Raw genomic sequence first — 20,794 nt, 5'->3', positions numbered from 1 at the left:
AGTACAATTTACTATTAAACGGGAGCTATTGAAATGAGATTGTTAAAACCCTGGCGTTTAGTTTTATTAAGTATAGTTTTTGGGATGGCTGTAATTTTATCAAATTGCGGCACGCCCTCAAACACGGTTAGCAATAATTCTCCAACTCCGACAACTCCTGCTGCGGTTCCGGCTGGGGCTTTAGTTTACGGTGCGGGTGGGCCGCCGATAAATCTGGAACCGGGAAATATTACTGATGGCAATTCGGTGATTGTTATCGACCAAATTTACAATCGCTTGACTGATTTCAAACCGGGAACTGTGGAACTTGAGCCGAGTCTCGCTACTGAATGGTCAAGTTCTAAAGATGGTAAAACTTGGACTTTTAAGTTGCGTTCTGGGGTAAAGTTTCACGACGGTACGGATTTTGATGCGGAAGCTGTTAAGTTTAATGTGGAGCGCTGGTGGGATGCGAAAAATCCTAACGGTTTTCGAGAAGCGGGCAAGACTTATCCGATTTGGAAAAATTTATTTGGCGGGTTTAAGGGAGAAAAAGATTCTTTAGTAAAAGATGTGGCGGTTGTTGATAAGTCTACAATTAAATTTGTTTTGAATCGACCTTTTGCTGCTTTTCCGTCGGCGATTGGGTCGGGTTATTTCGGGATGGCGAGTCCGGCGGCGGTGAAAAAAGCGGGTGCTAAGTACGGCACTCCGGGGTCTCTGGCGGTGGGGACGGGGCCTTTTGTGTTTCAGGAATGGCGATCGGGCGATCGCATTGTTTTGGAGAAAAATCCGAATTATTGGAAAACTGGCACGCCAAAAGTCAATCAATTGGTAATTCGTTTTGTTGACGATCCGGCAGCGAGACTGGCTCAGTTGCGAGCAGGACAACTTGATTTTACTGTGGATTTAACGCCGGATCAACTGAAAGAAGTTCAGGGAGATCCTAATTTAGAAGCTGTTGTGCGACCTTCTTTTAATGTCGGTTATTTAGGGCTAAATCCGACTTACGAACCTTTGTCAAAACCGGAAGTCAGGCGGGCGATCGCCCAAACCATTAACAAGCCAGCCATAGTCCAAGCTTTCTGGGGAGAACTCGGAAAACATGATTCGCAATTTATCCCGCCTGCGCTGAATTGGGCGGCGTCCGATCGAGTTAAAGATTATGAATTTAACCCGCAGCAAGCTAAAGCAATGCTCGCGAAAGCCGGTTATCCGAACGGTTTTGATTTGGATTTGTGGTATATGCCCGTGGGCCGTCCCTATTTTCCCACGCCGAAGCCGATCGCTGAGGCATTTGCGGCGGATTTGAGCGCGATCGGGATTCGGGTAAAATTGCTGACAAAGGATTGGTCTGCTTATTTAGCCGATCGGCTAAAACCTCCCGGATTTCAATCTTTTATGATGGGTTGGACTGGAGATTATGGCGATCCAGACAATTTTTATTATCCTCACTTCGGGCCTGGTTCCACGGGGGATTTGGGAAATTGGAAAAATCCGAAAGTTCTGGAACTTTTGGATCAGGGGAGGGCGAGTGGCGATAAAGCAGCTAGGGCGAAAATTTATGCGGAAGTTAGCGAGATTTTGCATGGGGAAGCTGTGCGTTTGCCGATCGTACATTCGCAGCCGCTTTTAGGGAAACGCAAGAATATTCAAGGTTGGATTCCGAGTCCTTTGGGGTCTGAGTCTTTTGAGGATGTTAGTAAGTCTTGAAAGCGGCGGGTTTTCCTTGTATCTAATTGTGTAGGGGCGGGTTTTACCAACAATATAGCCCTAATACCGACAATCTCAAAAACCCGCCCTCTTCACTTCGTGGTTCCCTAAAAAAGGGCGGGTTTATCTATATTTTTAGTCATGCCAAATATTGCTCATAAAAAACCCCCTACCAATCATATAATAATATGTGAAAAAGCCGCAAAATCCGAGACGCTAGAATCTATATTAAAAACATGATTAATTATATTGTAAAACGTTTGCTGGGACTATTGCCCGTCCTTTTCGGAATCACTCTGCTAGTATTTATATTTTTGCATTTGATACCAGGAGACCCAGCTACAGTGCTTTTGGGAGAACGGGGAACTCCCGAACAGGTGGAAATTTTGAGAGCGAGATTAGGTTTAAATCAGCCTTTGCCTTTGCAATATTTGGCTTTTTTATGGAGTTTGCTACGCTTGGATTTGGGAAATAGCATTATTAGCGGTATCCCCATAATTGATGAAATTACAAGTCGCTGGCCTGCTACTTTTGAACTGTCTGTGGTGGCGATGTTGGTGGCACTTGTTATCGGAATTCCGGCGGGGATTTTGGCTGCTGTTCGGAAAAATAGCTGGCTGGACAATCTAGCGATGAGCGGTTCGTTAATTGGCGTATCTTTGCCGGTGTATTGGTTGGGATTGATGTTGATTTATTTGTTTGCTGTTTATCTGAAATGGCTGCCTCCTAGCGGGCGAATTAGTGTAGATTTGGGGTTTGGTTTTAAGTCGATTACGGGTGTTTATGTTTTGGATGCGTTGCTGAGGTGGGATTTGGCGGCTTTGCGGGATGCGATCGCCCATTTAATCCTGCCAGCTTTGACTTTAGGAACTATTCCTCTGGCTATTATAGCTCGCATCACTCGTTCTGCGATGCTGGAAGTGCTTTCTCAAGATTACATCCGCACTGCGAGGGCGAAGGGATTGCCGGAATATTGGGTAATTTTGAAACACGCTTTGAAAAATGCGTTTTTGCCGATCGTCACAACTATCGGTTTGCAGTTCGGCACTCTTTTAGGCGGCGCTATTCTGACTGAAACGATTTTCTCGTGGCCGGGAATTGGTTCTTGGATTTACACCGGTATTCTGACGCGGGATTACCCAATTGTCCAAGGAGGAGTAATCTTTGTGGCTGTAACTTTTGTACTGATTAATCTGGCGGTTGATATTTCCTATGCTTTTTTAGATCCGAGAATTCAGTACCGTTAATGAAAAGGAAATCAGACACGAAATGCTTGTTTAACATCCGGCCGCTGCAGGTAGTAAATGCTAGCCACTGCAAAACCCAGAGTTAAAAAATTGACTGCTGTACCGCCGCTGCCCAACATTTTGGCAATTTGCGCGAGGGTAGCGATGATGTGGACAATTAACGTTCCCGTCCAAGCCCATTTTTTGAGTTGAAACAAACCCCAAGTTAAGAGTAAAGAGAGGAGGCCTAAAATAAAACTAATTCCAGCAAAAATTGCAATGAAGCCGCCGATTACAGTGCCAACTTTTGCCCCGCCGACAGCCGCACCGATGCCGCCAAAAATCCCGGCAAAAAGTAAGATGAACAAGCCGTCAAGCAGACTGAAAATGCCGCTAATTAGCTGCAAGATTGCCAAAACTGTAACACTTTGAGGGCGATTCATTGTTTTGATTTTCCATTTTTAACGGATTTGAAAAATATTTTAACCTGTTGTGGGCACAGGGCGAATATGTATTCAGGGTTTACACACCGCTACCCGTGAAACCGGGTTTATGAGAATAAGTGTGTCCATACTGTGTCGTTGCGAGATTCGCACTGGCAGATCCCGCAGCGATGGGTTCGCGAGTCCGCAATGACCGAGTTTAGTCGATCGCCCGCTGCCCGATCGGCCTTTGTTGCTGCTGAGGATCACGCCCCGATCTCCCAAAAATGATATTATTTATTAAAATATATTTTTATTTGCCAGCAGCCGGGAGCGATTTTGTTTAGATCCACCTCTTTTGGCTGAAAAAACTTAACATTTTTTAATAAATTGCAAAGATTAGCTATAATTGTTTACAGGTGCGGGTTGGGGAACTTTTTATAAATCACCCGATCGGATGAGTCTGAAAGACGATGCCAAGCATCAGCAAAAATTTTACCTTTAAAGGTAATCCTGAGATTAAATTAGGTGAGTCGGTATGATCGTTAGCCCTAAAAAGGAAACTGCTCAGGTCAAGGTGGAAGATACTCAGATTGTAGACACCAAGGCCGCAGAGACCAAAATTGCAGATAAAAAAACCGCCCAAAAGCAGTCTCCGAAGAAACCCGCGCGCAAACCGCAGCGGTGGGCGATTGGGTTGGTTGCAGCCGGGTTGCTAGCTGTACCGACCACAATATATATAGCAAAAAGTCGATCGCAGCCGAAAGTAGATGCGATCGCCACTATGACAGTGCCGGTGGAAGCGCAAAACCTCACGGTGCGGATCACGTCCAGTGGCACGGTGCAGCCCGTACAGCGCGTGAATCTCAGCCCGAAAGGTTCCGGGCGCATAGCAGAATTATTTGTCGAACAAGGCGATAAAGTCGAAGCAGGACAAATCGTGGCCCGCATGGAAAGCCGCGATGTAGAAGCTCAACTCGCTCAAGCTAAAGCCCGCGAAGCTAGCGTGCGAGCAAAACTCGCCAAAATCGAAGCCGGGAATCGATCGGAAGACATCGCCAGCGCCCGAGCGCGCTTAGAGCAAGCCGAGGCCAGTCTCGCGCAAGCCCAAGCCGGTAGCCGCGTTGAAGAAGTTGCAGGAGCCAGAGCCCGCTTGCAGCAAACTCAAGCAGGCTTGCAGCGACTGCGAGCCGGCAGTCGCGTTGAAGAAGTCAGCCAAGCGCGAGCTCGTTTAGCCCAAGCTCAAGCTCGTTTAGCAGATGCTCAAACCGGCAGTGTCAAACAAGAAATTGCCCAAGCACAAACGCAAATTGACTCGAGTAAAGCCCAAGCGGAACTAACTGCTCAACGGGTGGAACGCAATCGGCCGTTAGTTGAAGAAGGTGCTCTTGCTAAAGATAAACTTGATGAATTAATTAAAGAAAATCGTACTGCCCAAGCTAAATTAATAGAATCTCAAAGACGCCTGCAACAACTACAAGAAAGTCGGGAGTCCCAAATTAAGCAACTGCAAGCTGCTGTGCAAGTCGAGCAGCAAGCATTGAACCAATTGCAAAACGGCACGCGATCGGAAGAAATTGCCCAAGCCGAAGCAGAAGTTGCCGAAGCTAGAAGCAAATTAGCGCAAGTAGAAAACGGCAACCGTCCAGAAGAAATCGCCCAAGCCGAAGCAGCAGTTGCTGAAGCAAAAAGCCAATTGGCGGCACAAGAAAACGGTTCTCGCCCGGAAGAAATAGCTCAAGCTCAAGCTGAATTAGCGGAAGCTCAAGCTCAAGTTCGCTTTCAAGAAGTGCAGTTAGAAGATACGAAAGTTCGCGCTCCTTTTGCTGGAATTATTACCCAAAGATACGCCATCCAAGGAGCTTTTGTAACTCCCGCAACTTCGGCATCGGAAGCGACTTCGGCAACTTCGACATCGATTGTCGCTTTAGCTAGAGATGTGGAGGTTTTGGCGAAAGTCCCGGAGGCTGATATCAGTCAAATTAAACCGGGTCAAGTAGTTGAAATAGTCGCTGATGCTTATCCAGATAAAGTGTTTAAAGGCCGCGTTAAGTTAATTGCGCCGGAAGCTGTTAAGGAACGGGACGTGACGCTATTCCAAGTGCGAGTTGCCATTGATACGGGCAAGGATTTCTTGCAATCGGGGATGAATGTAGATTTGAGATTTGTTGGTGAAAAGTTGAGCAATGCTTTAGTTGTGCCGACGGTGGCAATTGTCACTAATAAAGGTCAAACGGGTGTGCTGGTTCCTGATGAGAAACAACAGCCGAAGTTTAAGCCTGTTACGGTTGGATCGACTATTGGCAACAAGATTCAGATTTTAGAGGGTGCAAAAGTGGGCGATCGCGTTTTTACCGAACTTCCTCAAGGTAAAAAGCTGGAGGATATTATCAAGAATCAGAAATAGGGCATGGGGCATGGGGCATGGGGCATGGGGCATGGGGCATTATTTATCTCGATCGCTCTAGGGTGTTTTCTTTCCCCGGAGATCCCCCCTAACCCCCCTTAAGAAGGGGGGGACAAGAGCAGTCAAAGTCCCTCTTAAGAAGGGGGGACAACAGTATTCAAAGTCAACCCCTACTCCCCTTATTAAGGGGGATTTAGGGGGCTCTAAACTAGACTACAAGCGAGATTGATTATAGGTTTAAATATTAATTTGACACCAATAATCCCAATCCCAAATCCCCAATCCCCAATCCCCAATCGAAAATCCAATAATTCCCAATCCCCAATCCCCAATCCCCAATCGAATAATCCCCAATCCCAATCCCCAATCTCAAATCCAATAATCCCCAATCTAAAATCTAAAATCTAAAATCTAAAATCGAATTATGGATATTGTTGAAAGCGTCAAAATGGCTGTCACAACTTTGATGGCAAACAAGCTTCGCAGCACCTTGACGATGTTAGGAATTATCATCGGCAATGCTTCGGTAATTTCTATGATCGGTATTGGGGAAGGAGCTCAAACATTTATCGAGGGACAAGTTAACTCTCTGGGTTCAAACTTGCTATTTATTATTCCCGGAAGTCCTGAAGCACAAAGCCGCCCGGTGATTCCGCCCCAGACTTTAGTCGTGGAAGATGCAGAGGCGATCGCATCTCAAGTTCCTTCTGTCGAAGAAGTCGCACCAACTCTCAATGACAGTCAACTCGTTACCTACCGCAACAAAAATGTCTCATCTTCCATTGTCGGAACTACCCCAGAGTTTCTGACAGTCAGAAGCTTTGATGTTGCCCAAGGTCGATTTTTAAACAAATTAGATTTAGAAAGACAAGAAAATGTGGTGGCTTTAGGATCGGAAGCAGCAGAACAATTGTTTGGCAATACACAGCCAATTGGTCAATACATTCGCATCAAAAACTCGACTTTTCAAGTGATTGGTGTCATGCAGGCGAAAGGCTCAAGTTTTGGCGACAATCAAGATATGAATGTTTATTTGCCGCTGACAACAATGGCTAACAGAATTGTTGGTCGCTCGTCTCCCTACGGTACAAAAGTAACATTTATTTCGGTTGCTATCAAAGATGAAAGTATGATGCAAGCGGCCCAATTTCAAATAGAAAATTTGCTCAGGTTGCGGCACAAAATTACTAAAGAAGATGATTTTACTGTTCGCAACCAGAAAGATTTAATGAATACTTTGGGCAGTATTACTGGTGCTTTGACGTTGATGTTGGCTTTCGTGGCGGCAATTTCGCTGTTTGTCGGCGGCATCGGGATTATGAATATCATGCTGGTTTCGGTTACTGAACGCACGAAGGAGATTGGATTGAGAAAGGCGATCGGAGCTTCTCAGCAAGATATCCTGATTCAGTTTATGATAGAGTCTGTGATTTTGTCGGCGGCAGGCGGGGCGATCGGCACTGGATTCGGTATCGGCGGCGTGCTTTTAGTAGCTGCTTTTACTCCCTTGCAAGCTAGCGTTTCCCCAGTGGCGATCGCACTTGCAGTCGGTGTTTCGGGCAGTATCGGCTTGTTTTTCGGCATTGTGCCCGCAAAACAAGCTGCTAAACTCGACCCGATCGTCGCATTGAGAAGTGCTTAAGAAGTCAATAGTCATTAGTCATTAGTCATTAGTCATTGGTTATTTGTTGGTTTCAATTACCAATTCCCGATGCCCGATGCCCAATTCCCCATTCCCAATTCCCAAATTATGAATTTTATTGAAAGCGTCAAAATGGCCGGTCAAACGCTACTAGCCAACAAAATTCGCAGCAGTTTAACAATGATTGGCATGATTGTCGGCAATGCCTCAGTAATTGCCATGATTGGAGTGGGAGAAGGAGCTCAAAAATTTGTAGCAGGACAAGTTCAATCTCTGGGTACAAATGTATTGATAGTTAGGCCGGGAGTTCCCAACGCTAGGCGAAGTACCATCTCAAGTGCGCCTCAAACTCTCGTATTGCCAGACGCAAAGGCGATCGCAACTCAAGTCCCATCCGTTCAAGGCGTCTCAGCAGAACTTAACAGTTCTGAAATAGTTCGCTACAGCAACAAAAATGTCTCATCTCTAATTTTTGGCACAATTCCAGAGTTTCTAGAAGTTAGAAGCTTTGAAATGGCAAAAGGGCGGTTTTTGACCGAACTTGATGTTAAGCAAAGTAACCAAGTTGTGGTGCTCGGTTCAGAATTGGCCGAGAAACTTTTTGGCAATACAAATCCCTTGGGCGAACAAGTGCGGATCAAAAATGTCAGCCTCAAAGTAATTGGAGTATTGGCGCCCAAAGGCACATCTTTTGGTACGAATTTTGATAATTCCGCCACTGTGCCGATCACCACAATGGCCAATCGCATAGTTGGGCGCAAATCTCCCTACGGTTTGGCTGTCACGTCGATATTTATTTCGATTAAAGATGAATCGCAAATGGATGCGGCGCAATTTCAGGTGGAAAACCTGCTGAGATTGCGGCATAAAATTACTACCGAAGATGATTTTACTGTCAGAAATCAAAAAGATTTAATGGCAAGAATGGGGGCAATTTCCGGCGCTTTGACTCTGATGTTAACTGCTGTTGCCAGCATTTCCCTATTAGTCGGTGGCATTGGGATTATGAACATTATGCTTGTGTCCGTTAGCGAACGCACTCAGGAAATCGGGCTCAGAAAGGCGATCGGCGCATCTCAACAAGATATCTTGTTTCAATTTATTGTTGAAGCTGTAATTTTATCCGCCGCCGGAGGGATAGTCGGTACTTGCGTCGGTGTCGGCGGTATCTTGCTTGTAGGTAATTTCACGCCCCTGCAAGCTGGAATATCACCCGTGGCGATCGCCCTGGCTGTCAGTGTATCCGGTGCAGTAGGCCTCTTCTTCGGCGTTGTCCCCGCCCGCCAAGCCGCCAAACTAGACCCGATCGCAGCTTTGAGGAGTGCTTAATAAATATCTACTTAGTCCGTTACACAATCCGCTCATTTATGATATGGAATAGGGGTTATATAAAAATTTAAAAAAACTGTTTTTTTGTAAAGATTTAACAAAGTGGCACTGTTTGAGGAACTTTTTTAAATAGTATCTTGACGTACATTTACAGCGCAAAAGTTCATCAAAAACCCATTCAACGTTAAAGATTTAATAAAGCTTTGTTGTGGCGTTTGCTTGCGAACCACAAAGTTTAATAATATTAAAGCTGGGGTAAACAGACTCAAGCATCTACTGACAGTAGGAATCTATGCGCTTTAATCAAAATATCCAATAAATCAACATGGCATCCCTGACCCCTAGTTCTAACTTTGACTATCTCGAAGGAACTACGCAAGCAGACACATTTAACGCCTTGGATGGCAACGACATCATTTATGCCAACAGCGGAGACGACTATCTCGGAGGCGATGTCGGCAAAGACAAAATCTGCGGCGACCAAGGCAACGATACGATTGTTGGCGGTGCAGACGACGACATCCTCTGGGGAGGCAAAGGCAGCGACCTAATTGGTGGCGATTCCGGCAACGATCTCATCTACGCGGGCGCAGGTAGCGATACCATGAGCGGCGGCACAGGCGATGATATATTTGCCATTGCTAAAGGCAGCGGCGGCCCAACTTTAGCCACAGCCGACTACATCGCCGACTTCGGCAACGGCAATGACAAAATTCGATTGCTAGACGGCCTCAGCTTTGAAGATTTAAACATCCAGCAAGGCACCGGAGTCAACAGCAACAGCACAGTAATTCAAGACAAAATTACGGGCGAGTATTTAGCAGTATTGCAAGGAGTCAACAGCAACACAATCAACCGCGACCAATTCACAAATCAGCTATCGGGAAACCCTGTCATTGAGTGGAACGGAGTCCTGCTGAATGCAGTGCGGACAGCCAGCACCGCGCCTCCCCTCGCCTCCCGCAACATGGCAATGGTTCACGCAGCCATTTACGATGCTGTTAACTCGATCGGCAAAAAATACACCCCTTACCTCGTGGAAATAGACCCACCCGCAGGTACATCAGCAGAAGCAGCCACCGCAGCGGCCGCCTACGGCGTCTTAGTCAACCTCTACCCAGCGCAAGCAGCCACATTCAACGAAGCATACGCATCGTCTTTAGCTAAAATTACCGATGGCAAAGCCAAACAAGACGGGATTGCCCTCGGACAGCAAGTTGCCGACCAAATTATCAGTTTGCGGAGTACAGACGGCATCACGAAAGTAGTGGAGTACGGCCCTTCAACCAACCTTGGCGGTTGGGTGCCGACTCCCCCCGCCCTTGCCGCCGCGCTGGCGCCACAGTGGGCCCAAGTTACTCCCTTTGCCATGACTAGCGGTTCTCAGTTCCGCCCGCCCGGCCCGCCCGCCCTCGACAGCGCCAAGTACGCAGAGGAACTTAACTACGTCAAAGAAATCGGCAAAAGTGACAGTCTTACGCGCACCCCAGACCAAACAGCGATCGCCAAATTCTGGGCCAACGGCGCTGGGACGTTTACGCCTCCGGGTCACTGGAACCAAATCGCCGAAGAAACAGCAACTCTCACCGCCACATCCCTGGAAGATAGCGCCCAGTTGTTTGCCCTGTTGAATATTGCTCTCGCCGATGCAGCTATTAGTTGCTGGGATGCCAAGTACCAGTACAATTTATGGCGGCCGGTGACAGCTATCCGCCAAGCTGAGACAGACAACAATACCGACACCACAGCCGACCCCCTGTGGACTCCGCTGCTAACTACTCCGCCGTTCCCTGAGTACACGTCGGGCCACAGTACCTTTAGCGGTGCCGCAGATCCTGTTATGAGTTCTGTCTTTGGTTCGGATTACGGCTTTGCCGATCGGGGAGACAGGAGTGTCAACACTTTGCGAACCTACCAAAACTTCAGCGAAGCGGCCGATGAATCGGGCATGAGTCGCATTTACGGAGGCATCCATTTCATGAGTGCTAACGTAGATGGTTTGAGTGCGGGTAGAAAGCTGGGGAATTATGTTCTCCAGAATTTCTTAACAGCCTAGGAAAGTTGGGACGGGTTTACGAGATTGCTGAGATGTTGCACCATTTTCAATAATCTTTTTAGGAACAGGCAAGATGCCTGTTCCACAAGAAATCAACTCTTTGTGGAACAGGCATCTTGCCTGTTCCTAATTATTCCAGCAATTCTACAGTGCCGAGATACCCGTCTACTCGGACTTTTTGACCGTCTCGCAAGCGAGTTGTAGCTTCAGAAATATTCATAACTGCGGGAATTTTGTACTCGCGAGCGATAATTGCTCCGTGAGATAGTTGGCCACCAACTTCGGCGATAATTGCTGTTGCTCCTAATAGCAGCGGTGCCCAACCTGCATCGGTGTATGGGACTACTGCGATCGCATTTTCTCCTAAATCTGTGCTCGCGGTGCGGCAAATCTTGACAAAGCCTTCGACACGACCAATACTTGCTGGAATTCCCTGGATGATATTAGTTTCTGATGTTGCGGAGTCGATCGCCCTTGTCTGAGAATTTGGCAGCAAATTGCCGTAGACTACGGGGGGAATCTGGCGATCACGATCGGCTACCAGGCGATCGCGCCTTTGGCTAATTGTATCCTTAAACGAAACACTTGCACCGCTACGAATCCACTGCTGAATTTCCCCAAATTCCAGATAAAAAATATCCCCGCTTTCCTCAAACACCTGCATTGCCAAGCCGCAAGCTTCAATCTCCAAAAAAGTCCAGCGCAGGTGAGCCAACAACCGCGCGTAAATTTCGCTAATTTCGTTTTTGACAAGCGCTCTTTCTTGACATTTATCTAATCGCCACTTCTGCGAAAAACTCAATCCTATTTCACCTTTCTCAACTAAATTAGTTTCGGCTTTTTGAGCCATATTTATTAGCAACTTTTGATAAACTTCCGGTTGTTCTCGCCAAGTAGGAACAGCGATATCAGTTCCCACCTCGCTCAAATATCCGTAAATATCAAGCCACTTTTCAAAATCTGCTTGTAAAGCCGGAGTTTCCGCAAATGTCTGTCCTAAATGTGCGACTGAAACAGTTTCGTCAGGCTGCGAAACAGCAGCGTGCCGCAATTTCTGAGCCAACTGCTGTAAAGCTCGCACCGAAGCAATTTCAGGAGCGCTGTCATTAGCCAGCCAGTCATCATTAACTCGAAAAATTGCCTTGCGAATAGCCAGCCCGATCGGCCCTAATATATTGTAGTAAGTAATCGGTTTCAGCCACTCCTGAATTTGCTCCGCTCTCTCCAACAATTCCGTTAAATATTGATAATTGGGCATTGGGCATTGGGCATTGGGAATTGGGCATTGGGAATTGGGCATTGGGAATTGGGCATTGGGCATTAAAATTCCTTTTGACTCATCCTCAATAATTAATCCGTGTATCCGTGTCAAAACCCGTGTCGTGCCTTCCTTCTCCAAACTTTGCAGTGCCGGGAGGAAAATAGAAGTACGATCGCCCTTAAATTCTGCATTCAGCGCCCTCTCCCGCTGCACCAGACGCCACAAACCAGGCAAATTCTGCAAAATCTTCCCCAAAGGCGGCTTGCCCATTTTTTGCCCTCTCAGCAAAAATTCCAAACCCTGCTCCGGCAATCCCATCATCCGAAAAATTTCGCCCAACAAAGTCGCATTAAAATAGGCGTGAGAACCCAGCAAAGTTGCCGTTTCATTAAAGTTTAAGCCACTGGCGCGATCGCCCAAAACCACCTTAAAAATCTCTCCCCAAACCCCGCAAGTTAGCGGCCGATTAATCGACCAAGTTAGGGGGCGAATTGCACCAGGAATTACTTCTGCTGCAATAGTGCGCGTCCAAAAAGGCTGTAAATTAGTAATTGGGCGGCTTTGCAAAATCCAAACTTTTTCCCCGTCCCAACTCCACTCAATATCCTGCGGGATTCCGTGAAAGAATGCTTCAATCGCTTGGGCTTGTTTCACCAATTCTGCTAAAATCGATTGAGCAATAATTGAATTAGTTTGAAGTTCAGTTAATTTTTTTTCTAAGGATTCAGGTTGACTAAAATCAATTTCTAAATGAACCGGAGTAGATTGTCCGCCGACAACAGATTCAGCCCCTCCCGGTAAAGCTTCAATAATAATCTGGGAACCGCCATCTAAAGGATTGCGACTGAACATGACTCCCGCAAATTCGCTGTCAATATAAGGCTGAATTAATACAGCCATTTGGGTGTCTGGCAATTGTCGCTGTCGGCGGTAAGCCACAGCTTCGGAAGTCCAATAAGACTGGCGGCAGCGATTAATTGCATCGAGTAATTCTGCTTCCGTGAAAACAGGGCCAATAGTTTGATATTGTCCGGCTGCAGAACTCGTATCGCCATCTTCTCCGGCAGCAGAAGAACGCACAATCATTCGATTTTGGATTTTGGATTTTAGATTTTGAATGGAAGCATGGGAAATTGACAATTCATCACTATTTCCTCGATGCCCGATGCCCGATGCCCGATGCCCGATGCCCGCTTCTTGGGATAATATCCAACCAGAAGGTACATTAAACCCGGCTCGTTTCAGTTGAGACAATTTAGCTGCTTTATCGCCACAGATTGCAGAATCTAACGAGTCATCAAGAGAAAACAATTGGTCTGATTTAGATAAAGCCATATCATCACCCTGACGAAGACTAATTGTGAAGAGTAAAAAGGCTAATCCTGCTGCTGCTAAAAATTCGGGCATTGATTGACGCCACACCCAAACCCAGATTGGGGTACACAGACACCCGCAACGGGAAGCAAAGAGTCTCGCCCGATCGCCCTTACCCCACCACCGCTGTGCCAAACCCCACACCAGCAGCCCCCAAATGCCCGATGATACCGCCACCGGCGGCGAAAATACCAAAAGACCCCAGACAGCGTTGGTTACGCCTCCACCTCGGGCGATCGCATATCTGCCTGCAACTAGAGGAATTAACAGGGCGATCGCGATCGCAGGTGCATCCGGGAAGCAAAATCGCCCCGCCAAAACCGGCAGAATACCCCTGGCAATTTCCGCCAACACCGCAGCAATTCCCGCTAATTTCCCCCCGTGAATGAAAGCTGCCGACACCCCAACATTCCCCGTGCCCAGCGCCCTCAAATCTCGGCCGGTAAAGACTCGCACCGCCCATCCCGTTAGCGGTAAAGCACCCAGGCTGAAACTCGCAGCCAACAGCAATGCTATTGTCCCCAACGGCATAAAATCTGCTCTCCTATTTTCAACCTCTAACCATTATGACCGCAATTCTGTCAATTTTTCTGTCTTCCGATATATCAACCACACGGCATTAGCACTTAAGATAATGTAAAAGTAGAGTAGATAAGGATTTAGCCTAGTCAAGAACCTCAGCCCTGACGGCATGAGGCTTGAAAGAGAAATCTAACAAGCCATCTTGACCCGCCTTGCGTCTTAACTGACTACGTTTTTTGAGTCACGACACCGGGCGAATGCGAAGCTAGTTCCCTGCTCTGTCGCTAGTAGTTAAACAGTTCTCAGGTAACAGGAACAGTGCTGCTAGCCCGCGCAAGCTCAGAAAACATTGGCAAAGCTAACTTTACCCCAGAAATGGGAGATTGATGACAACCATATCCTCACGGGGGGCAACCATACCCCCCTACCCGCAAGGGGATTCAAATTAAATGTAAAGCCGTCCTGTAAGGACGGGGTTTCAGACCCGAGGAATTTTGATGATAGATATCAGCTTGACCACTCCCATAGCAGTTGTTGTTGCACCCATCAAGCTAGTAATGATTGAGCTGCTGATGCAGCAGCCCGTGCCGGAATCAAGTGTCAGCTTGAGCACTCCAATATTAGTTCTTGTTGCTGGCTTTATTGCTGCAGCTACGATCGGCTCGATCGCCTGGTACAACTCCAAGCGCCCACCGGGTTGGGAAGCCAAAGAACGCCCTGATTTTGTACCGAAAGTTGATAAAGACGATTTGATTGCTGAGGTTTCTGATTCAAAGAAAAAATAGAATAAAGCTGTTTTAGCTCGGAAAAAGCTTTGAGAGGAATAGGAATTACCCTTGCAGATCGCTCCGGTAGGGTGCGCCTTGGCGCGCCTTACGCTATTTAGAAAGGCTTTGAGTGAATAGTTTTAATTGACCGAAAGCACTAATGTCAATAAAGGGAGCGCTCATCCCGCGATCGATCGCTTTCTTTACATTGATGCAAGATATCATTAGATAGATTTAATCATAGAAATTTAGAAGTTGACTACAGCTTTGGAGTTCTCTTGAGATTCTGCCTCTTTCGGGGGGCGGCGTTTGAGATATCTCACCACTTTTTCGTAAATTTGACCGAAAGCATCCAAGATACAAGCCTAGAGATTAATTTGTGGAGGAACAAAAAACAGTATCCGATGAAACTTGCCCCCCGAATTTATCCGTGGGGTCAATGCTTCAATTCTAAAATCTAAAATCTAAAATCAATTGACTGTAACGCGATCGCCCCGACGACAATTATCCCGTTTGATGTCATAAGTTTATGGTTTCGAGGTATTGGCGATCGATCTAAACGAATGCGGCTGCTTGAGGCTGTGACTCTGTTTCTACGCCTAATTCCGTCCGCTTCAAAACCAACAGCGTAATATCATCAAATACTTTTTGATTGCCGATATGTCGCCGCACATCGTCAATCACCGCTTGCTTGATTTCCCCAGCCGATAAATGCCAGTTTTTGCTGATGACTTCACACATCGGCTCCACGCCATATTGTTTTTTCTTAATGTCTTTTGCTTCGGGAATACCATCGGTATATAGCACTATACCATCTCCTAGCTGTAGCTCAATTGAAATATGACTGATGAACTCAGCAATGTCATCGTGGAGGCCAATAGGAAAACCTAAATCCATCGTATCGACACGTTCTACCTGTCCACCGTTTCGCACAATAATTGTTTCTTCATGCTGACCGCTAATGCTGACGAGTCCTTGGGAGTAATTTAAAATCCCTAGGGTGAGGCTTTTGTGAGATTTCATGCGCTGCACGTTTTTGTAAAGGGTGCGGTTGAGCGCATCTAGGAACCGAACCGGGTCTACTTCACGTATCTCCTTGAGGGTACGAACGGCGGTTTGCGCCATCAGCATCAAGATGGCACTTTCAAGTCCATGCCCCGTGACATCGCCGATGCCCAGAGTGACAACGCCATCGGTGTTTAAGACATCATAGTAGTCGCCGCCGACTTCATCGGCGGCCTCCATGTATGCGGCAATATCGAGTCCTTCAATTTTCAGTTCCTCAGCAGTCGGCAGAATCATTTGCTGCATCTGACGCACGATATCCAATTCCGCACCCATGCGGAGATTGTCTTCCTTGAGTCTCTCGTTGAGGGCAATGATTTCTTCGTTAGCGGTTCCTAGTTCTGCGGTGCGTTCTTTAACTTTATCTTCAAGTGTTGCAAAAGACTCCTTTAATTGTCCGCTCATTTTGTTGAATGCAGTTGCTAGATCGTGCATTTCATCAGTCCCCTGGACATGAACAGTTTGATCCCAGTTGCCAGTAGACAACGAAGATGCAGCCTCGCTTAATTGCAGCACAGGCTGAGTTAGTCGCCACGATAACAGCAGGGCAACGATCGAACTGATTATTAGCACCACGGCTGAAACTGTCAGCGACCATAACAGTTGATTCTGAAGCGCTGCCTGCACAGGTTTTGTGGAGAGTGAAACCAGGATTGCCCCTGTTATCTGTCCTGTCTCGTCAATTAACGGCGTGGCAACTTTCAAAAAACCATCTTCTTGATAACTTTGGGTCAGTTTTTGAGCTATACTGTCCTCCAACCTTTGGGTATCTGTTGGACTCAGTATTTGACTCAATCCAGAATTGTCTGCCACACCCGTTGCATTGGTGGTGGCGTTGAGACCGACCACCCAGATGCCACCGATTTCTCCACTCGTTAACAATCGCTTGATCAAGCCATTGATTCCAACTTGTTGGCGCAACCGCTCAATAAACGAAGCGTTATACCCAACCTGCACAATCCGGGGACGATCGACCCCTGCTACTGCCACATATTTGTAGATTTGCTTATCGTACTCTCTCACCTGGGCATCCTGAACAACGGTAGATTTTGCTCCTGTTAGGAGGGGCCAAAACATAGACGCCTGGGGTTGTTTAGCCCGATCAGGACTAAACGTGAACGCGAAGGGAGCATTCTTCAAATAAGCCCGTCCAGTTTCATCCGTAATCCAGAACTCCTCCACGACGGATTTTTTGGCGATCGCACTTAACCGTTGATTGATTTGTTGGGGGCTGAGATTGGCTGCTTCAGCTATAGCAACCAGGTGAGCCGAGATCGTGGCTTGGGCAAGCATATGATCTGCGATCGTATTTTCCACATCTTTGGGAACTTTCTCAACAAACTGAGCACTGCGAGCCAGGGATTGAGCGACTTGCTTACCTTGTGCTTCAGTCTGTGCGAGGAGAGCGTGTCGGGAAGTCCAGGTCAGGAGAGCAACGGTGGGAACAAGGGCAAGGGAAACCAGCCCGATCGTTGTTAAGAGGATTTGTCTTTGGAGTTTCATAAGATTTCCATGAGTGGGTGGGCTATTCAAAGGGTCAATGCTGGCTACAGAAAAATTTGCCCATTGCCGAAGGAAAGATAACCCACCAACCCCACCGCCGCGACGATTTGCAGAACGAAGGGAACGACGAGGGCAGTACGAAGCTGGAATTTACGAGAAGTATTTTTCCAAGATTTCACGGGTATAGCGATTAACTAAGAATAATTACGCCTTTAGCATCGCTTCCAGTTGTTGCGTGGCGTTATTAGAAGTTTCTACCTGTTGCTTCAAAACCCGCAGTGTAATATCATCCCTGGCTTAGCGGGACAAAAACTGCGTTTTAAGCCCAAACGAAGCCTAAACAGGCTTTATATGAAGCTGTAGACATCCCTGTTTTCTTGCGACCCAGATTTCTGAGATTCGCTCTCAGCCGTTTACAGACAATATGCCCTGTACTATACAACTTTTTAGGTCGCATAGGAAAAAGTTTTCCCTCGCAAGCGACACCAATCTGTCGGGAGAGATACGGGCAAAACTTGTGATATAGAAAGATTCAATAACACCCTGATGGCAGGGATATCTCGTTATTGTAATAAAAACTCGGTCATTTTATAAAAAGCTTTCCAATCATGTGAGAGCTATCTGGTATTTTATCCATCATTACAATGTTTCTTTACGCCTAAAACTGTTTAGGGTTTTTCCTGGATCAGTAAAATAATCTTAAAATTTAAGCTTTGTAACGGAACTTTCCTGGGCATCTTCAGCTAATTCACTCCGAACAAATGTCGAGTTTAGCACAGTTAGTCGCTGGAGTCGCTCACGAAATCAACAACCCTGTCAGTTTAATTTATGGTAAAATAGTTCAGGTTAATTAATATGTCTGAGAGTTATTCAACCTGAGTGAAATTTACCAAAAATACTGTCGGGCATTCCCATCATAAATCACCTAAGATGTAAAATATATTGCTCTGCATCATATCAAAAAAGCATAAAAAACGTAAATATTGTTGAGCAGATTGCAGATATACAAGCGTTTATCTAGTTTCAATAAATTATATTATTTATGTAGGGGCTAATTTCAGACAGCCCCTACATCATTTTTGGTTCGGCTAGCTTATTTTTGCAGCGGATTGAGTTTCGTAACGGAACTTTCCTTGGCATCTTCAGCGCTATCTTTGAGGAAACCAGAAGCATCCTTAAATGCGGCGCCTACTCTCTCTAAAATATTGGCATCGGGATCGCTGCGATCGAATACGGGTTGAGCCTTAGCCGGCTGTCCGTCTGGCGTATCTAACAGAGTTTTATCTCCGCCGAGTTCGAGGTCAAACTTGTCAGTTTCCATCGGTGCAGAACCCGGATAAAGCAGCTTTGAGGAATTAGATTCAGCGGTAGTCGAGGCCAGGAGACGATCGCCTAAGATCGACAAATCAGCCCGATTCTTTTCTGCTTTAGCAGGCGATTGATTGACTTTAGGGTCAGTAGACATTTGATAATTCGTATATCCATCACCACCGGCCTTGTGAGGGTTATTCATTCCTCCCATTTGGACGGGAGGATTCTCAGGCCGAGCACCTCGAGTATCGCCGGCATTGCAAGCGGTGCTGGTAAACAGCAGCACACCTGCCATAAATACAGTCAAAATTTGACCGATACGCAGTCTTTTAAAAAAAGCAGTTACAGTGTTCACAAAAATTTTCCATTTTTTTACTACTACTTATCAAGAGTAAAAATAAACTCCCCACACCTGCCTCTAACGGCGGTGATATTTTGCCACTAATTGCTATCTATTTTTTTCTAACTTTAGAGGGATTTAAAAATGGCGATCGCCTTCGAGAGATTATTTTTGGTAGGACTTACGCGCAGGTATCTAGAAACCCAGCTTTTTTACCGGGTTTCTAGAGTAAGTTTGGTTGAGACACTCGTACCCGACCGACAAGAAAAGGGCCCAGGTAGTTTCAAAGCGTAGTCTTCGGGTGCGTGCGTTCCAAGAATTGCTTGATGACAAAAGCTTTTCTGTTTTTGACCACGCCCAAAAACGGATACTTGCGAACGAATGCTGTCGTGGAGTTAGAAAAATTTTAGACTCTTGTTCAACATCCCAGATTCATCTGTGGAGTAAACATAACATCTAAAATCTCCAATCCACTGACGCACCCTACCAGCTACTAACCTCAGAACCCTACTGCTACTCTGGGAATTTTTCGACTTTCGCTTCAGCTTGCAAAGTCAGCACACCAGCTTCCACATTTAGCTGCTGAATTCGCAGGGACATTCCCTCAATTTCAAAATTTCGCAAGTTTAAAACCTCACCAGCTTTGTCCGCCAAAGCTGCTGTTAACTCCGGCGAAAATTCCTTGTTTTCGGGATACTCGACATCCTGAAGAGAAATTGCCCAACCGCCCGCTGCGATCTGAGGTTTTGATGTAAAATAAATTTTTTCAGTAGAGGCAGTTTCCTGCACCAATACCTCAGCATTTAAAGCGATTTTTCCAGCTAGCAATTGGCACTCAATAGTTTTAACGTCTATTGTCTGCTGTTGTCCCTCAACAGTAACTTTTAAGTTTTTCAGTTTCCTGCTGATGTATTCGGAATTAAAAGCGCGGTTGATATCGCTTTCTGTTAAAACTGCGCGCGCCGCACCGAAGGCAGGCCCGTTCAGTTCAATTTTGCCAAACATAGCGGTGAGGGGATTGACAGCAATATCCTTTATGTGAATTTGCAAATCTTCCACGCGCAAATCTTGTTGCATTACCAACCCTGTGCCCTCAACCGCAACGGCCTCTACTGAACCCTGGGCTAGCTGGATCGGATCGGTGTTAACTGTGACAGACAAAGTTTCGGATTCGTCTAATTTGCTCGCAATAGCAATCTCGGCCACTTTGTCGATCGCCTGTTCCCCTAAACTTCTATTTTGTTGAAGCACGCTCAGAATTCCTAATATTGTTTTCAAAATAGTAGTTAATACCTAAGTCATTTACCGTCTTCCTCTCGGCTGGTTTCTCGTCTGAAAAAAACTCAGCCAAAGACAGAGGGTTTCCAGAAAATTGCTAAAATTAATCAGGTACTCTTCGGCGCACTCTACATTGACCGAAAGCATCCAGCATACAAGCCCCCGGATTCATCTGTCCCGAAATAAAAAAACTGTATCCGATGAAACTTGCCCCCCGAATTTATCCGTGGGGTCAATGCTTCAATGCTTCAATGCTAAAATCTAAAATCTAAAATCTAAAATCGATTGACTCGGTTGCGAAGCGGGGAAAAATCAAAAACTCGGATTTTTGCCAAAAGTCTTTTCGAGAAGTTCGATCGCCCGCTACAATAAGTAAGAGCAGGCACCGCTTTTTGCAGTCAGGAACCTCAGCTATCAGGCATGAGGCTTGTAAGAGATTCTTGCGAGCCGTCCTGACGGGCCGTATACTTTCGAGGTCTACGTTTTTTGAGTCACGACACCCGCTTGATGCGAAGCTAGTCCCCTGCTCTGTCATTTGCAGTTAAACAGTTTTAAGGTCACGCTTTACAGTGCTGCAAGTTTAACAAGCTCTCAAAACA

The 20,794-nt window shown here is 46.3% G+C and carries 12 protein-coding genes; 7 read left to right on the top strand and 5 right to left on the bottom strand.

What is annotated here, in order from left to right; translation table 11 throughout:
- The first annotated feature begins 33 nt into the window (after positions 1-33).
- Positions 34-1,692: an ABC transporter substrate-binding protein gene (locus QT990_RS06775; RefSeq protein WP_333146563.1), complete on the top strand. Its 1,659-nt coding sequence runs from the start codon at positions 34-36 to the stop codon at positions 1,690-1,692.
- 236 nt (positions 1,693-1,928) lie between these two features.
- Positions 1,929-2,939 (top strand): ABC transporter permease, encoded by a 1,011-nt coding sequence (locus tag QT990_RS06770; protein ID WP_333146565.1) that lies wholly within the window; start codon positions 1,929-1,931, stop codon positions 2,937-2,939.
- A gap of 11 nt (positions 2,940-2,950) precedes the next feature.
- Here the strand turns inward: QT990_RS06770 and QT990_RS06765 are convergent, their stop codons facing one another.
- Positions 2,951-3,361, bottom strand: coding sequence for a hypothetical protein (locus QT990_RS06765; protein ID WP_333146567.1), 411 nt, complete (start codon positions 3,359-3,361; stop codon positions 2,951-2,953).
- Positions 3,362-3,878: 517 nt separating this feature from the next.
- Here QT990_RS06765 and QT990_RS06760 point away from each other — a divergent pair.
- The 4 genes from QT990_RS06760 (at position 3,879) to QT990_RS06745 (ending at position 10,774) form a co-directional block, all read left to right on the top strand.
- Positions 3,879-5,747, top strand: coding sequence for an efflux RND transporter periplasmic adaptor subunit (locus QT990_RS06760; protein WP_333465054.1), 1,869 nt, complete (start codon positions 3,879-3,881; stop codon positions 5,745-5,747).
- 424 nt (positions 5,748-6,171) lie between these two features.
- Positions 6,172-7,389 carry an ABC transporter permease gene (locus QT990_RS06755; protein WP_333146571.1) on the top strand — a complete coding sequence of 406 codons (1,218 nt, stop codon included), beginning with the start codon at positions 6,172-6,174 and terminating at the stop codon, positions 7,387-7,389.
- A 108-nt stretch (positions 7,390-7,497) separates the two neighbouring features.
- Complete coding sequence (locus QT990_RS06750) at positions 7,498-8,718, top strand: ABC transporter permease (protein WP_333146581.1); 1,221 nt, start codon at positions 7,498-7,500, stop codon at positions 8,716-8,718.
- Positions 8,719-9,043: 325 nt separating this feature from the next.
- Positions 9,044-10,774 (top strand): chemotaxis protein CheB, encoded by a 1,731-nt coding sequence (locus tag QT990_RS06745; protein WP_333465053.1) that lies wholly within the window; start codon positions 9,044-9,046, stop codon positions 10,772-10,774.
- Between the two features lie 130 nt (positions 10,775-10,904).
- Here the strand turns inward: QT990_RS06745 and QT990_RS06740 are convergent, their stop codons facing one another.
- Positions 10,905-13,940 carry a glycerol-3-phosphate acyltransferase gene (locus QT990_RS06740; protein WP_333408893.1) on the bottom strand — a complete coding sequence of 1,012 codons (3,036 nt, stop codon included), beginning with the start codon at positions 13,938-13,940 and terminating at the stop codon, positions 10,905-10,907.
- Between the two features lie 563 nt (positions 13,941-14,503).
- Here QT990_RS06740 and psb35 point away from each other — a divergent pair.
- Positions 14,504-14,716 (top strand): photosystem II assembly protein Psb35, encoded by a 213-nt coding sequence (gene psb35, locus QT990_RS06735; protein WP_333138098.1) that lies wholly within the window; start codon positions 14,504-14,506, stop codon positions 14,714-14,716.
- 537 nt (positions 14,717-15,253) lie between these two features.
- Here the strand turns inward: psb35 and QT990_RS06730 are convergent.
- The 3 genes from QT990_RS06730 to QT990_RS06720 all read right to left on the bottom strand — a co-directional run bounded on the left by QT990_RS06730 (position 15,254) and on the right by QT990_RS06720 (position 20,168).
- Entirely contained in the window at positions 15,254-17,266 is a 2,013-nt protein-coding gene (locus QT990_RS06730) for a SpoIIE family protein phosphatase (RefSeq protein ID WP_333408894.1), read from the bottom strand.
- 1,093 nt (positions 17,267-18,359) lie between these two features.
- Positions 18,360-18,932 carry a DUF6658 family protein gene (locus QT990_RS06725; protein ID WP_333139375.1) on the bottom strand — a complete coding sequence of 191 codons (573 nt, stop codon included), beginning with the start codon at positions 18,930-18,932 and terminating at the stop codon, positions 18,360-18,362.
- 498 nt (positions 18,933-19,430) lie between these two features.
- Positions 19,431-20,168 carry a DUF2993 domain-containing protein gene (locus QT990_RS06720; protein WP_333139373.1) on the bottom strand — a complete coding sequence of 246 codons (738 nt, stop codon included), beginning with the start codon at positions 20,166-20,168 and terminating at the stop codon, positions 19,431-19,433.
- Between the last annotated feature and the right edge of the window lie 626 nt (positions 20,169-20,794).

Source organism: Microcoleus sp. T3_B1 (assembly GCF_036700445.1).
GTDB lineage: Bacteria > Cyanobacteriota > Cyanobacteriia > Cyanobacteriales > Microcoleaceae > Microcoleus.
Note: the sequence above shows the minus strand (reverse complement) of the source record. Positions and strands in the feature narration are given on the sequence as shown.